Genomic DNA, 14,032 nt, shown 5'->3' on the forward strand with positions numbered 1-14,032 from the left:
CGCCTCAGTAGAGGACGTGCGGGTAGTACACCCGGGCGTCGACGTTCCCGTTGCCCTGGAGGGCGCCGACGTTCCCGCCGTTGCCGGCCACGGCGAGGCCGTTGTTCTGGTTGCTCGCGCCCGAACCGGTCGCCGTCTGCTGGGTGTTGACCACGTTGCCGTGGACGGTGCCGATGATGTTGCCGGAGCCGACGTTGCTCACGACGCTCCCGTTGGAGTGGTCGATCGCGCCGGCGCCGTTGTCGGCGTGCGCGGTGGCGGCACCGACGCCGACGAGGAGGAACGCCCCGAGGGCGGTGACGGCGGCGGCTGCGCGGATACGGGACACGCTGGTCTCCCTGACTGGAAGTGCGAATGGTGGCGCGGACGTAGTGGCCGCTCCGCAGCGCCGTTGCCTGACGTCGCCCGCCCAGCATTCACCAGCGGTGTGGACGAACTCCACCGAACGGGTGGCAATTCCTCCGATGGGGGAGACCCGGTCAATTCGGAGTTGACGGGATTCCGTCCTGCCGGTGCTCGGCGGGCCGCGTTCGTCAGGCCGCGTTCGTCAGGCCGCGTCCGCCGGGCCGCGTCCGCCGGGCCGCGTTCGTCAGGCCGCGCATGTCACGGGAAACCCCGTCATTCCGCCTCCCGTCATTCCGCCAGGAACCCTCGGAAGAAAGAAATGGTCGGCAGATAGTCGCACTGGCACACTGGGGACCCATGTCTGAAGGTGCCCCGCCCGAGCCCACCCCCGCCGAGGAGCTGCGCACGACCGAGGTCGACCTCGGCGGCCTGGTGAGCGTCCTCGCCACCCACCTCTACTCCACCCCGCTGGTGGCCCTGCGCGAACTGGTCCAGAACGCGCACGACTCGCACACCCGCCGGCTCCTGGAGGATCCGGAGAGCGAGCGCCGCCCGCTGATCCGGGTGCGCGCCGACGCCGCCCGGCGGACCGTCGCCATCGAGGACACCGGAGCCGGCCTCACCGAACCCGAGATCCACTCCTACCTCGCCACCGTCGGCACCGGCTACACCCGCATGCTGCGCGAACTCACCGGCAACCAGGAGCTGATCGGCGCCTTCGGGCTGGGCTTCCTCTCCGCCTTCTCGATCGCCGACGAGGTCACCGTCACGACCACCTCGCACCGCGAGCCGCAGCTCGGCCACCGCTACCGCAGCCGCGGCGGCGAGCAGTACCGGGTCGAGCCGGTGCCCGCCCGGCCCCGCCCGGGCACCGTGGTCGAGCTGGCGCTCAAGGCCGAGCACGCGCACCTCGCCGACGAGGACACCCTGCGCGAAGTCCTCGGCCGCTACTGCGTACTGCTGCCGATCCCGGTGTACGTCGGCGAGGACGAGCGACCGGTCAACTCCGTCGAGGTGCCCTGGCGCCGGGCCGCGGAGGGCGACCAGCACGCCGCCCGGATGCGCTTCGCCACCGCGTTCGGGCGCCGCTTCGAGCCGCTCACCGCCTTCCCGGTCCACCCGGTCGACGGCGCCACCGACGCGGTCGGCCTGCTCTGGGTCCAGGACGGCGGCACCTACGGCAGCAGCGACAACCGCGACCTCGCCGTCTACCTGCGCGGGATGCTGCTCGCCGAGGACGCCCGCGAACTGCTGCCCAGCTGGGCCGGGTTCATCGGCGGCGTGGTCGAGTCCAGCCGGCTCACCCCGACCGCCAGCCGCGAGGACCTCCAGCGCGACGAGCACTACCGCGCGCTCCAGAAGGCCCTCGCCGACGCCGTCGTGGACGGCCTGTACGAGACCGCCCGGCTGCGGCCCGCGGCCTGGCGCCGCATCCTCACCCGGCACGGCCAGGACCTGCTCGGCGCCGCGCTCTGCGACGAGCGGCTGTTCACGCTGCTCGCCGACGACGTCCCGGTCCCCACCTCGCAGGGGGACCTCACCGCCGGCGCGCTGCGGGCGGCCGGCGGGGGAGCGGTGCACGTCGCGCTCGGCAGCGGCGGCGGCTTCGAGGAGATGCTGTACCGGGCCATGCGGGTGCCGATCGCGCGCGGTGACCGCTACGCCGTCCTGCCCTTCCTGCGGCGCTACGCCCAGCTGCGCGGCTGCCGGCTGGTCGAGCTGGGCAGCGAGCAGGGCAACCGCGAGCTGTTCCGGGACCCGGAGCGGCCGCTGCCGGACGGCGAGGCGGCCTGGCTGGCCGGTGCCCTGGCCGAGCCGGGCGAGCAGCTCGTCCCGGCCCGCTTCGACCCGCCGGGCCTGCCGCTGGTGCTCGTCCCGGACCGCGAGGCCGAGCTGAAGGCCCGGATCGAGGACGACCAGGCCGACGCCCGGATCCCGTCCGCCGCGCTGCGGCTGGCCCGGGCCTTCACCGCCCGTACCGACGGCGAGGTCAGGGCCCGGCTCTACCTCAACCTGGCCTGCCCGGCGGTCCAGGACCTGCTCGCCGCCTACCGCACCGGGCACACCGGCAGCGCCACCGCGGCCGGGCTGCTCCGCTCGCTCAAGGTGATCATGGCCGCCGCCTCCTCCGGCCCCGCCGACGGCGACCTGACCGCTGCGCTGGCCGGTGTCGGCACCGCGGTCTCCGCCCTGACCGCCGCCGTCCCGGCCGGCCTGCCGGACGTCCCGGACAGCCCCGGCGCCCTCGCGGGGGACGCGTGAGGGACGGCTCGCCGCTCCCCTCGGTCCGGGGCGCAAGCGCGCCGTTGTCAGTGGTTCGCGATAGACACGTCATCAGCACGACGCAGGGGGAAGAAGCATGACCACCGACATCTGGTCCTGGGTGCGCGACGCGCACCGGCAGCTGGTCGAGGCCGGCCACCACCGGCTGGCCGACGCCATCGTCGAGCTGCCCGACCACGCCTCGGAGGGCCGCAACGACCAGCTGGACGCGCTCTACCCGGAGGCGGTCGCCGCCGCGCGGTCGCTCGGCCTGCCCTGGGTCGAGGTCTACCTGCGGCACTGGCGGATGCAGAACCTGCTGAACAAGCGCCAGCAGGGGGAGGCGGTCCTGCCCGAGGTGATCGACCTGCTGGACTTCGCGCACCGGGAGGAGACGGCGGGCTGTCCGCAGTCCGTCTGCGTGGTGCAGGACTTCGCGATCTGCCACGCCCGGGTCGACGGGCCCGGGTACGTGGCCGAGCGGCTCGAGGTCGTCGGCGAGACGCTCGACCGGATCGAGCCCGGCCGGGCCTGCTACGACTGCCTGTCCCGCGAGTACTCCGACGCCCTGGAGGACGACGGCCGGGCGGCCGAGGCGCTCGACCACCTGGACGCCGCGGCCAACCGGATGCGGGCGGCCGGCCAGCGGGTCTCGCTCCGCTTCCACCAGGCCCGGGCCGGCACCCTGCACCTGCTGGGCCGGCACGACGAGGTGCTGGAGCTGCTGGACACCGCCGAGCGCGCCGAGGCGGCGCACGGGCGGCAGCTCGACGAACGGGACGAGCGCTGGGGCGCCCTGCTGCGGGCCCGCGCGCTCGCCGCGCTCGGCCGGGCGGAGGAGGCGCTCGCCCTGCTCCCCGACCGCGCCGAGGCCGAGCGCCACGCCGACCTGCGCCCCGCCTGGACGGAGACGGTCGAACTGCTGGTCGCGGCCGGGGCGTTCGAGAACGACGCCGAGCTGGGCGCCGTACTGGCCGGCTGGGTCGGCTACCTGGACGGCGTCGGCGCGCACCGCCCCTGCGTGGACCTGCTGCTGGCGGCGGGCCGGCTCGCCCTCGCCCGCGGCGCCCGGACGGTCGCGCTGACGCTCGCCGCCACGGGGGAGCGCAAGCTCACCCGGTTGCGTCGCACCGACGGCGTGTCCGAGCAGGTCGCCGCCTTGCGCGCGGCCGCCGAGGCGCTGCCGGAGCCCGAGCTCCCCGTGCCGCCGGGCGAGCTGACGGCGCACCTGGCCGAGGCCGGGGTGCCCTTCGAGACCGGCGCCGACCTGCTCTCCGTCGCCCTGGACCGGTACCGGGGTGAGCAGGCCGGCGCCACCGGGCTGACGGTGCTGCTGGCCACCGTGCTCGGCGGGCTCGGCCACGCCCGGGCCGCCGCCGACCTGCTGTGGCAGCGGCTGGAGGCCGACCCGGGGAACCGCGAGCTGACCGGCAGGCTCGGCGAGCTGCTGATCCACGCCCGGGACGCCGAGGGCGTGCGACGCCTCGCCGACCGGCTGGCCGGCCCGGCCCCGGCCGACGCGCACTGGATACGCGCCCGCTGGGCCGCCGCCGAGAGCCGCTGGGCCGAGGCGTTGGAGCAGTGCGAGGCGATCCTCGCGCTGGACGACTCGGTGCTCAACACCCGCCGCCTCGCCGCCCGCGCCGCCACCGAACTGGGCGACCACGCCGCCGCGCAGCGCTTCTACCAGGAGCTGCTGGAGCGCGCCGCGCCGGCCGACGCCCCGGAGGAGGACCACCGGGCGGTCCGGGAGCCCGACCTCTGGCACCTGATCACCGCCGCCACCGCCAACCGGGACTGGGCCGTGGTCCGCTCCACCGGCGCGCTGCTCGGCATGGAGTTCGAGGAGCCCGAGGGCCCGGTGGACGAGGAGTGGCAGCTGATCACCGTCCGGGCCACCCGGACCAACGGCGCGACGGCCGACCTGCCCGCCGTCCGGACGGGCCCGGCCACCGCCCGCGTCCTGCCGGTGCTCGGCGAGGACCTGACGCTCAACCACGGCGACGTGGTGGTCTTCGGCCCGGCCCTGCTGGAGAGCCCGCCGGCCGAGGACGCCCCGGAGGAGGAGCGGCGGAACTGGCGCCCGGTGTTCGAGGTGCTCACCCTGCTCGACCCGGCGGGGTACACCACGTACTGGATCGACGGCGGCTGGCCCGGCGACGAAGCGTGGGCCGCCCTGCGCGAGCGGCTGCGGGAGCACGGCTACGCGGTGTGGGCGTACAGCGGGGAGCAGTACCGGATCACCGACCCGGCCGACGAGGACGAGTCGCTGCCCGGGATCTACGCGGCCCTCGGGGTTCCGCCGACCGCGTCGGCCGCCGAGGCCGACACGCTGCTGCACCGGCTGACCGGCGACTGGACGCACCCGCTCGCCTGGCCGGCCCTGGCCCAGGCGGCCGGCGCGGACGTCGCCCGGCACGAGGAGATCGTCGAGCGCTACGGCCTCTGACCGGGCGGATCCTCCGGCCCCGGCCCGGGTCCTGAGCTCTCCTGCCCGGGGCCAGGACCGGAGCCGGGCCAGGGCCGGGGCCGGGCCAGGGCCGGTGCCGGCCCAGAACCGGGGCAGGAGCCGGCGCCGGGGAACCTTTCGGTCCGGGATCGAGTCTTTGTGAATGCTTTACCATTCCATTGCCGAGACTCGACCTCCGGGAGTTCCCGCACCGTGACCAGCCTCGCCCTCGGCCCGTCCTGGCTCGATCCGACCGCCCTGATCTCCACCTTCGGCCTGCTCGGCATCCTGGCCGTCGTCTTCGCCGAGTCCGGTCTGCTGATCGGCTTCTTCCTCCCGGGCGACTCGCTGCTGTTCACCACCGGCCTGCTGGTGGCCGGCGGCACCTACCTGCACCAGCCGCTCTGGGTGGTGTGCGCACTGGTGGTGGCCGCCGCGGTGGCGGGCGACCAGGTCGGCTACCTCTTCGGCCGCAAGGTGGGGCCGAGCCTCTTCCGCCGCCCCGACTCCCGGGTCTTCAAACAGGAGAACGTCGAGAAGGCCGCCGCCTTCTTCGACCGGCACGGGCCCAAGGCGATCGTGCTGGCGCGCTTCGTGCCGATCGTGCGCACCTTCACGCCGATCGTCGCCGGGGTGAGCGGGATGAACTACCGCGCCTTCGTGGTGTTCAACCTGGTCGGCGGCGTGCTCTGGGGCGGCGGGGTCACCGTGCTCGGCTACTTCCTCGGGCAGGTCCCGTTCGTCCGGGACAACGTCGAGGCCATCCTGGTGGGCATCGTGCTGCTGTCGGTGGTCCCGGTGGCGATCGAACTGCTGCGTGCCCGCCGCTCCGGCGCGGCGCCCGCCACGCGGCACCGCGCCGGGTAGGCGCCCGCCGTCCCGGCCCCGGGACGTCGCGTACATGTGCGTCCGGCTGTTCGATCAGGCAAGGTGTAACCCGAGATCGAGCGGTGGCCGGCGGCCACCAGGGGCGGCGAGGAGCGGAAGTGCCGAAGCGGGGCCGACCGGGTGCGGGCAAGCGGACGAGGGGAGGCCGGGCGGTCCGCCGGACACGGCGGACACCCCCGCAGCCGGTGCACCCCTCCGACGCCCCGCCCACCGAGGGCCTGCTCGGGCACCCTGCCCCCGCCGTCGAGCCCACCATCGTGGTCCCGCTCGCGCCGCCCGTCCCGGAGACCAAGGGCCTGCTGTCGCCCGAGCCGAGCCCCGAGCCCGAGCCGGCCCCCGAACTCCTCCCCGAGTCCGAACTCCTCCCCGAGTCCGAACTCCTCCCCGAGTCCGAGCTCCTCCCCGAGTCCGAGCCGCACGCCGAGCCCGAGCCGCACGCCGAGCCCCAGCCGCACCCCGAACTCACCGTCGACGTGCGGGCCCGGGACGCGGGCCCGACGGACGCCCACGCCGCGCCCGCCCGTGCCGCGGGCGACCGCCCGGCCCGGCGCCGCTCGGTCGCCGAGGACACCCTCACCCCCGAGGAGTGGCGGGCGGCCGGCTACACCCCGCCCACCGGCATCCCGATCCCCGAGCTGACCGCCGGCGCCCCCGGCGAGGCCCCGTGGCCGGACCGGATGCGCACGCTGCTGCGCACCCCGATGTCCGAGCGCCCGGCCTTCGAGCGGACCGCGCGGGAGATGCACCCGTCGGCCGGCACGGCCCGCAACGTCCCCCGCATCCTCGACCTGACCCTGCGCATAGGCGAGCTGCTGCTGGCCAGCGGCGAGGCCGCCGAGGACGTCGAGGCGGCCATGCTCGGCATCGCGCACGCCTACCGGCTGGACCGCTGCGAGCCGCAGGTGACCTTCACCCTGATCGGCATCTCGCACCAGCCCTCGCTGGTCGAGCCGCCGGTCACCGCCGACCGCGTGGTGCGCCGCCGCACCTCCGACTACACCCGGCTGAACGCGGTGTACGAGCTGGTCGCGGACATCACCGCGGAGAAGGTGACGGTCAACGACGCCTACCGCCGGCTGGCCCGGATCCGCCGCAACCGGCACCCGTACCCGGCCTGGCTGCTCGCCCTGACCACCGGTCTGCTGGCCGGCGCGGCGACCTTCCTGGTCGGTGGCCGGGCCGACGACAAGGCCTGGCTGGTCTTCGGCAGCGCCTTCGTCGCGGCCGTCCTCGGCGACCGGCTGGCCTCGGCGCTGGCCCGGCGCCGGCTGCCGGAGTTCTACCAGTTCGTGGCGGCCGCGATGCCGGCCGCCGCCTCCGGGATCGTCCTGTCCTTCAACGACTGGGGCCTGCGCGGTTCGGTCGTGATCACCGGCGGCCTGTTCGCCCTGCTGCCCGGGCGCGCCCTGGTCGCCGCCGTCCAGGACGGCCTGACCGGCTTCTACATCACCGCCGCGGCCCGCCTGCTGGAAGTGATCTACCTGGTCGCGGGCATCGTGATAGGCGTCATGGTGATCCTCTACCTGGGCGTCGGCTTCGAGGCGAAGCTGCGGCCGGACGAGAGCCTGGTGGGGGTCAGTTCCCCGCCGATCCAGCTGACCGCCGCGATGCTGCTCACGCTGGCGTTCGCGATGCTGCTGCAGACCGACCGCCGCACGCTCGCCCTGGTCACGGCCAACAGCGCCATCGGGTGGTCCAGCTACGGCGCGCTGGTCTACAACGCGGGCGTCAACCCGATCGCGGCGACCGGGGTGGCGGCCGGCCTGGTCGGTCTGTTCGGCCAGCTGATGGCGCGCTCCCGCAACGGCTCGGCGCTGCCGTACGTCACCGCCGCGATCGGCCCGCTGATGCCGGGTTCGGCCCTCTACCTCGGGATGCTCGCCTTCGCCCAGGGACACTCCAGTGCCGGCCTGGTGTCGGTCTTCCGGGCGGCGGCGATCGCGATGGCGCTGGCCGTGGGGGTGAACCTCGGTGGGGAGATCGCCCGGTTGTTCCTGAAGCTTCCGGTCGGCGCCGAGCTCCCGTCGCTCTACCCGGCGGTGCCGCGCCGGGCGGCCAAGCGCACCCGAGGGTTCTGACCGCGCGTTGACCGGTGTTGGACCCTTCTTGGGCCCCCGGCCATGTCACGGCAGTCAGGACGCAGGACCAGGAACGAAGGTAAGGCGCATGACCACACTGTTGGACAGCTACCGCGAGCACATCGTCGACGCCCACAAGCAACCGCTGTTCCTGCTGCTGGTCGGTTTCATCACGTCCTTCGTCTTCATCCGGTTCAGCGTCCGGATGATCCGCGCCCAGGTGCGCTGGTGGCCCGGCAACGTGACCCCCGGCGGCCTGCACATCCACCACATGGTGTTCGGCCTGGGCTTCCTGCTGCTCGGCGGCATCGGGGTGTTCGCCACCTACGGGGGGCAGCCGTGGATGGACTGGTTCGGGCTGGCCTTCGGCATCGGCTGCGGCCTGGTGCTGGACGAGTTCGCGCTGATCCTGCACCTGGACGACGTCTACTGGAGCGAGCAGGGCCGCAAGTCGGTGGACGCGGTGATCTTCGGGATCCTGTTCACCGCCCTGCTGCTGATCGGGTACGTCCCACTGGGCGTGGTGCCCGGCGAGGAGACCAGGTGGGGCCTGATCACGGTGATCTCGGTGAACGCGCTGGCCTCGGTGATCACCCTGATCAAGGGCAAGATGTGGACCGGCCTGCTCGGGATCATGGTCCCCGGCCTGTCCTGGATCGGGGCGATCCGGCTGGCCCGGCCGAGCAGCCCCTGGGCCCGCTGGCGGTACACCACGCGCCCCCGGCGCCGGGCGCGCGCGCTGCGGCGCGAGCGCCTGCTGCACCGGCGCGCCGATCGGGCCCGCACCTGGCTCTTCGACCTGATCGCCGGCGCCCCCGACAAGGTGCCCGCCAACCACCCGGCCGCGCACCGGGTGGCCGAGCGGATGGCGGCCCGGGCCACCGCGCACCTCGACGCGCACGCCGCCCGGGCGCTGGCCCGCCGCCAGGCCCGGCTGGCCGACCGCCGCACGGCGGCCGCCGCCGGGGCGACGGCGCAGTCCCCGGCGCTGGACGGCTCGGCACACGGGGCCGGTCCCGGCCGCTCCCACCGGGCGCAGCAGCGGCGCCGTACGGTCCGGGCCGGGCGCAGCCGGACCTACGCGGTCGGCCCGACCGGGCTGGAGCGCCGTCCGGAACGACACCCCCGGCTGCGGACGCACACCCCCCGGATCCACCGGTAGTGCGTCCGCCCGTTCCGCCTCGCCGGGGTTGAGTCCTGGTCGGATCATCCGATGGTCACTCGACTGGCGGAGCGCCGTTCCGGGTACCAGGGCCGCCGGAATTGAGAGCATGAGCGTCATGTGACCGTTCCGTCACATGAGGGGACGAATCGTCGGATTCCCTGCCGCCGGTCGGCGTCCGCCCGCTTGGCGGCCGCCCGTGCGTCGTGCGCCGTCCGTCGTCCGCCGCGCCGCCGGCCGTAGGCCGTCCGCCGCCGTCCCCTCCGGACCCGTCAGAAGGGATGTCCCGTGGCGCGCAGGCTCCTGCCGACCCTCCTGTTGTCGCTCACCGCCCTGCTCGGCCTGCTCCCCGCCGCCCGGGCCGTACCGGTCGCCCCGGCCACGGGCGAGCCCGTCGCCGGCGAACCGGTGACCGGACCGGTGACCGGACCGGCGAGCGGACCGGCCGGGGGCGGGGCCCCGTACCCGAGCACCGAGGAGATCGAGCGCGCCCGGGCCGAGGCCGCCGGCAAGGCCTCCTCGGTCGCCGCCCTGGAGGCCGCGCTCACCGCCGCCCGGGCAGAGCTGGACCGGGCGGGACGCGGCGCCGAACGGGCCGTCGAGGCCTACAACGGCGCCCAGCTCGCCCTCGCCCGGGCCCGGGCCGAGGAGGACGCCGCCGCGCGGCGGGCCGCCGCCGCGGAGGCCGAGCGGTCGGCCGCCGCCGAGGACGCGGCCCGGCTCGCCGCCGAGACCTACCGGCAGGGCGCGGGGGCCGAACTGTCCGCGCTCAACGCGCTGCTCGGCGCCCACGGCGCGCGCGAGGCGGGCGACCGCGCCGCCGTGGTCGGGGTGGTCAGCGAGCGCACCCGGCAGGTCCTGGACGCCGCCACCTCCACGGCCGCCGCCGCCAAGGCCGCCTCCGCCGCCGCCCGTGCCGCCACCGAGGCCGCCGAGAAGGCCGCCGCCGAGGTCGGGGCGGCCCGGACACGGGCGGAGCAGCGGCTGGCCGCCCAGCAGGGCGAGGTGACGGCCGCCGGCCTGCGCCGCGAGCACCTGCTCGCCGAACTGGCCGCGGCCCGGAACACCACCGTCGAGCTGGAGCGCAGGCGCCAGGAGGCACTGGAGGCGATCGCCGCCCGCGAAGCCGAGGCCGCCGCCCGGGCCGCCGCCGAGCAGGCCGCCCGGGAAGCCGAGGCCGCCGCAGCCGCGGCCGCCGCCACGGCGCCCGGCGCGCCGCCGGCGGAGCGCCCGTGGTCCGCCGAGGGCGCGGCCGCCGCGGTGGCCTTCGCCAAGTCCAAGATCGGGCTGCCCTACGTCTGGGGCGGCGAGGGCCCGGACGGCTACGACTGCTCGGGGCTGACCATGATGGCCTGGCGCGAGGGCGGTCGGCCGCTGAACCACTTCGCGGCCGACCAGTACGCCCAGAGCACCCGGATCGGCTACCACCAACTGCGCCCCGGGGACCTGGTGTTCTGGACGGACTCCGGCCGCGCCGCCGACATCTTCCACGTCGGGCTCTACATCGGCGACGACCAGATGATCGAGGCCCCGCGCGCGGGCATGCCGATCAAGCAGGCCAGCCTCTGGATCATGGGCACCCCGGACTTCTACGCCCGCCCGTGAGCCCGGCCGGGCCGGGACCGTCATCCGGCCGGGACCGTCATCCGGGTGGAGTCTGGACCGTCCTCCGTCGGTCCCCGCCCCGCGGGTCACCGGCCGAACAGCGCGCCCAGCTCCTCCCGGCGGGCGCGCAGCCCGCTACCGGTCCAGAACCACGCGGCGCAGAGCGGGAGCGTCAGGACGACGACCGCGACCGCCTCGCCGATCCGGCCGATCACCTGGGAATCGCACACCTCCTGCAGGTGGTAGCCGAGCGGTTCGTAGAACGCGGGCGAGCCGCAGTCCCCGCCGGCCGGGGCGAGGACCAGCCAGGCCGCCCGGACCCAGCCGAGCACCGTCAGCGCGCCCAGCGCCTTCGCCGTGGTGCTGCGGCCCTCGTACTCCTTCAGCTTGCGGCGGTATTCGTCCTCCATGGCTCCCCCGGGAGATCGTCCGTACCTGAACCGGCACGAGCATGGCAGCACGGGCACTCCGGCGCCACTGTCGGAGGTCGGCGGTAGCGTGGCCTCCCGACCGTTCTGAGGAGTCGTCGTGATGCTGCGGGATGTTCGTGCCGGAGACGTCGAGGCGTACCTGCGGATGCGCTGCGACCCGGTGATGATGGCCGAGTTGGGCGGACCGCTGTCCCGGGAGGCGGTGGAGGAGCGGCACCGCAAGGACGTGGTGGAGGCCGCGGCGGACCGCTGCTGGATCAGGATGATCGTCCCGGACGGCACCGAGGACGGAGAGGTCGCGGGCACGGTCAACCTCTGGGCGGCCGAGGAGGAGGACGGCGAGCGGGTCTCCGAGATCGGCTGGATGGTGCTGCCCGAGCACCAGGGCCGGGGCCTCGCGAAGGAGGCCGTCCGCCGGGTGCTGGACGCCGCCGCCGCGGACGGCCGCTGGGGCGAGGTGCACGCCAACCCGGGGACGACCAACGGCCCGTCCAACGCGATCTGCCGGGCGCTGGGATTCCGGCTGGTCGGCGAGCGCGACGTCCACTTCGCGGGCCGGATCCTGCACACCAACCACTGGGTGGTGCTGCCGGGGGAGCACACCGGGGCGGGGGCGGCATGAATCGGGTACGGAATTAATCGGGTGCCGTGGCCGGAGGGCCGCCGTACGGTGGGCCGATGGGCAACAGCATGGATCAGTCGGCCGTCGACACCGTGAACGGACTCCGGGTCAGGGCGGTCTCGGTCGACGAGGTGGAGGAGTGGAACCGGGCGCTCAACTTCGGGTTCCTGCGCCCGCACGCGGGCATCGCGCCGGAGCTGCGCCGCCGGATGTGGGAGCCGGAGCGGATGCTGGCCGGCTTCGACGGCGAGCGCCAGATCGCCACCTACCGGAGCTTCGACACCGAGCTGACCGTCCCGGGCGGGGCGACGGTCGTGGCCGACGCCATCACCAACGTCACGGTGAGTGCGACCCACCGCCGCCGCGGTCTGCTCAGCACGATGATGCGCCGGGACCTCGCGGCCGCCGCCGAGCGCGGTGCGGCCGTCGCCGTCCTGATGGCCGCCGAGTACAACATCTACGGCCGGTTCGGCTTCGGCCCGGCCACCCGGGGTTCCGGTTGGAGGATCGACCTGCGCCGCACCCGGGGCCTGCGGGAGGGGCTGCCGGGCGTGCCCGGCGGCCGGATCGACTTCGTGACCATGGCGGAGCTGCGCGAGCTCGGGGCCGCGCTGCACGACCGCTGGCGGCGGACCCAGCCCGGCGCCATCGTCCGCGACGGGCTGTGGTGGGAGCGCACCGTCGGTGAGGTCCGGGTCCCGGGCGACGAGTTCAAGGAGCCGTTCGCCGCCGTCCACCGGGACGCCGCCGGCGCGGTCACGGGTCTGGTGGTCTACCGGGTCGACGACAGGTGGGACGGCGCCTTCCCGGACAGCACGCTCACCGTGGACGACGTCATCGCCCTCGACCTGCCGACCTCCGTCGAACTGTGGCGCTTCGTGCTGTCCGTCGACTGGGTGCGCAAGGTCGTGGTGGAGAACCTCGGCCCGGACGACCCGCTGCCCCTGCTGCTCCAGGATCCGCGTGCCGCCACCCCGCACGAGCTGAACTCCGACCAGATGTGGCTGCGGCTGCTGGACACCGGGGCCGCGTTCGACGCCCGGGCGTACGGCGCCCCCGGCCGGGTGGTGCTGGAGGTCGACGACAAGCTCGGCTACGCGTCCGGGCGTTGGGCGATCGAGGCCGGCACGGACGGTACCGGCCGCTGCACCCGGACTACGGACGAGGCCGACCTCGCCCTCGGCGCCTCGGAGTTGGGCTCGCTCTACCTGGGCGCGGAGACCGCCCCGAGGCTGGCCGCCGCGGGGTTGGTCACCGAACTGCGCCCGGGCGCGGTCGCCGCCGCCGACCTGCTGCTGCGCACGCCGCTGCGGGCGTGGACCCCGACCGAGTTCTGAGCGGTCCGGCGCGATGGAGTTCCACGACGGCGGGGCCGGGCGTCACTTGGTCGCGGTCTTGCCGATGGTCGGCAGGATGAAGTCCTGGATCAGGCCCTTGGCGTCGCGGACGATCGGGCGGAACACCCGGTAGCGCGACAGGTTGATGACCCGGGCCGCCAGCGGCGTCGAGCGCCGGACGAACTCCCGGGTCCGCTCGGTGTCCGGGGTGCGGTCGAAGACCCAGTAGAGGACCACGATCATCAGGTGCAGCCACAGCACGTCGGGCAGCAGCTCGACCAGTTCGGCGTCCAGCTTGGGTGCCAGGTCCGAGCCCTGCAGGACCTCGCGGAACAGCTCGACCGCCGTCGCCCGGGCCGGGTGGGACTCGTTGGAGAACGGGCTCAGCGAGCTGGTCGGGTCGGCCGCGGTGCGGAAGAACTGCGCGGAGAACTCGTGGTACGGCGCGGCCGTGTCGAGCCAGGAGACGAGCGCGATCTGCAGCCGCTCGGAGAAGTCCCGGGTGTGGGCCATGCGGCGCCTGGCATCGGCCGCGTGGTCGTAGGTCATCCGGTCGTAGAACCCCTGGATCAGGAATTCCTTCGCCGAGAAGTAGTAGTAGGCGTTGCCCACCGAGACGCCCGCCTCGGTGGCGATCGCGCGCATGGTGGTCTTCTCGTAACCCCGCTCCTGGAACAGCCGCATGGCCGTCTCCAGGATCAGCGCCCGGGTCGCCTCACTCTTGTCGGTCTTCGGCTGCGCCCTGCCGCCGGGCAGGGGCCCGCCTTCCGCGCCGGGTGCGGCCGAGTCCTCGGCCGCACCGTTCTCGCCGTCCGTTCGGTTCGTCGCTGCCAGGTCGTCCACGGGGACGAGC

The 14,032-nt window shown here is 74.7% G+C and carries 11 protein-coding genes; 8 read left to right on the plus strand and 3 right to left on the minus strand.

Annotated elements, in window-relative coordinates; genetic code table 11:
• Nucleotides 1-4: 4 nt before the first annotated feature.
• Nucleotides 5-328: a hypothetical protein gene (locus tag ACZ6Y7_RS03030; protein WP_465756100.1), complete on the minus strand. Its 324-nt coding sequence runs from the start codon at nucleotides 326-328 to the stop codon at nucleotides 5-7.
• Between the two features lie 374 nt (nucleotides 329-702).
• On the opposite strand from ACZ6Y7_RS03030, the gene ACZ6Y7_RS03035 reads away from it, so the two are divergent.
• From ACZ6Y7_RS03035 to ACZ6Y7_RS03060, 6 genes are all read left to right on the plus strand, one after another.
• Nucleotides 703-2,607, plus strand: a complete 1,905-nt coding sequence (locus tag ACZ6Y7_RS03035; RefSeq protein ID WP_465756101.1) for an ATP-binding protein — start codon at nucleotides 703-705, stop codon at nucleotides 2,605-2,607.
• Between the two features lie 97 nt (nucleotides 2,608-2,704).
• Entirely contained in the window at nucleotides 2,705-5,056 is a 2,352-nt protein-coding gene (locus tag ACZ6Y7_RS03040) for a tetratricopeptide repeat protein (protein WP_465756102.1), read from the plus strand.
• Between the two features lie 213 nt (nucleotides 5,057-5,269).
• A complete protein-coding gene (locus ACZ6Y7_RS03045; RefSeq protein WP_465756103.1) occupies nucleotides 5,270-5,923 on the plus strand; it encodes a DedA family protein in 654 nt (217 codons plus the stop codon).
• A gap of 206 nt (nucleotides 5,924-6,129) precedes the next feature.
• A complete protein-coding gene (locus tag ACZ6Y7_RS03050) occupies nucleotides 6,130-8,022 on the plus strand; it encodes a threonine/serine exporter family protein (RefSeq protein WP_465756104.1) in 1,893 nt (630 codons plus the stop codon).
• A gap of 88 nt (nucleotides 8,023-8,110) precedes the next feature.
• Nucleotides 8,111-9,184 carry a hypothetical protein gene (locus tag ACZ6Y7_RS03055; RefSeq protein WP_465756105.1) on the plus strand — a complete coding sequence of 358 codons (1,074 nt, stop codon included), beginning with the start codon at nucleotides 8,111-8,113 and terminating at the stop codon, nucleotides 9,182-9,184.
• Nucleotides 9,185-9,472: 288 nt separating this feature from the next.
• Nucleotides 9,473-10,789, plus strand: a complete 1,317-nt coding sequence (locus ACZ6Y7_RS03060; RefSeq protein WP_465756106.1) for a C40 family peptidase — start codon at nucleotides 9,473-9,475, stop codon at nucleotides 10,787-10,789.
• A gap of 86 nt (nucleotides 10,790-10,875) precedes the next feature.
• Here the strand turns inward: ACZ6Y7_RS03060 and ACZ6Y7_RS03065 are convergent, their stop codons facing one another.
• Nucleotides 10,876-11,199 carry a hypothetical protein gene (locus tag ACZ6Y7_RS03065; protein WP_465756107.1) on the minus strand — a complete coding sequence of 108 codons (324 nt, stop codon included), beginning with the start codon at nucleotides 11,197-11,199 and terminating at the stop codon, nucleotides 10,876-10,878.
• 121 nt (nucleotides 11,200-11,320) lie between these two features.
• Between ACZ6Y7_RS03065 and ACZ6Y7_RS03070 the strand changes: the two genes are divergently transcribed.
• Together ACZ6Y7_RS03070 and ACZ6Y7_RS03075 are read left to right on the plus strand one after the other, a co-directional pair.
• Nucleotides 11,321-11,842 (plus strand): GNAT family N-acetyltransferase, encoded by a 522-nt coding sequence (locus ACZ6Y7_RS03070; RefSeq protein WP_465756108.1) that lies wholly within the window; start codon nucleotides 11,321-11,323, stop codon nucleotides 11,840-11,842.
• Nucleotides 11,843-11,898: 56 nt separating this feature from the next.
• Nucleotides 11,899-13,179 (plus strand): GNAT family N-acetyltransferase, encoded by a 1,281-nt coding sequence (locus ACZ6Y7_RS03075; protein ID WP_465756109.1) that lies wholly within the window; start codon nucleotides 11,899-11,901, stop codon nucleotides 13,177-13,179.
• A gap of 42 nt (nucleotides 13,180-13,221) precedes the next feature.
• On the opposite strand, the gene ACZ6Y7_RS03080 is transcribed toward ACZ6Y7_RS03075, so the two are convergent.
• Nucleotides 13,222-14,022 carry a TetR/AcrR family transcriptional regulator gene (locus ACZ6Y7_RS03080; protein ID WP_465756110.1) on the minus strand — a complete coding sequence of 267 codons (801 nt, stop codon included), beginning with the start codon at nucleotides 14,020-14,022 and terminating at the stop codon, nucleotides 13,222-13,224.
• Nucleotides 14,023-14,032 lie beyond the last annotated feature (10 nt).

The sequence above is a fragment of the Kitasatospora sp. NPDC053308 genome, assembly GCF_055585785.1.

What these genes read in the sequence shown, in the direction of transcription:
- ACZ6Y7_RS03035 (WP_465756101.1), top strand. Translation starts at nt 703, where the DNA reads ATGTCTGAAGGTGCCCCGCCCGAGCCCACCCCCGCCGAGGAGCTGCGC.
- ACZ6Y7_RS03040 (WP_465756102.1), top strand. Translation starts at nt 2,705, where the DNA reads ATGACCACCGACATCTGGTCCTGGGTGCGCGACGCGCACCGGCAGCTG.
- ACZ6Y7_RS03055 (WP_465756105.1), top strand. Translation starts at nt 8,111, where the DNA reads ATGACCACACTGTTGGACAGCTACCGCGAGCACATCGTCGACGCCCAC.
- ACZ6Y7_RS03065 (WP_465756107.1), bottom strand. Translation starts at nt 11,199, where the DNA reads ATGGAGGACGAATACCGCCGCAAGCTGAAGGAGTACGAGGGCCGCAGC.
- ACZ6Y7_RS03070 (WP_465756108.1), top strand. Translation starts at nt 11,321, where the DNA reads ATGCTGCGGGATGTTCGTGCCGGAGACGTCGAGGCGTACCTGCGGATG.
- ACZ6Y7_RS03075 (WP_465756109.1), top strand. Translation starts at nt 11,899, where the DNA reads ATGGGCAACAGCATGGATCAGTCGGCCGTCGACACCGTGAACGGACTC.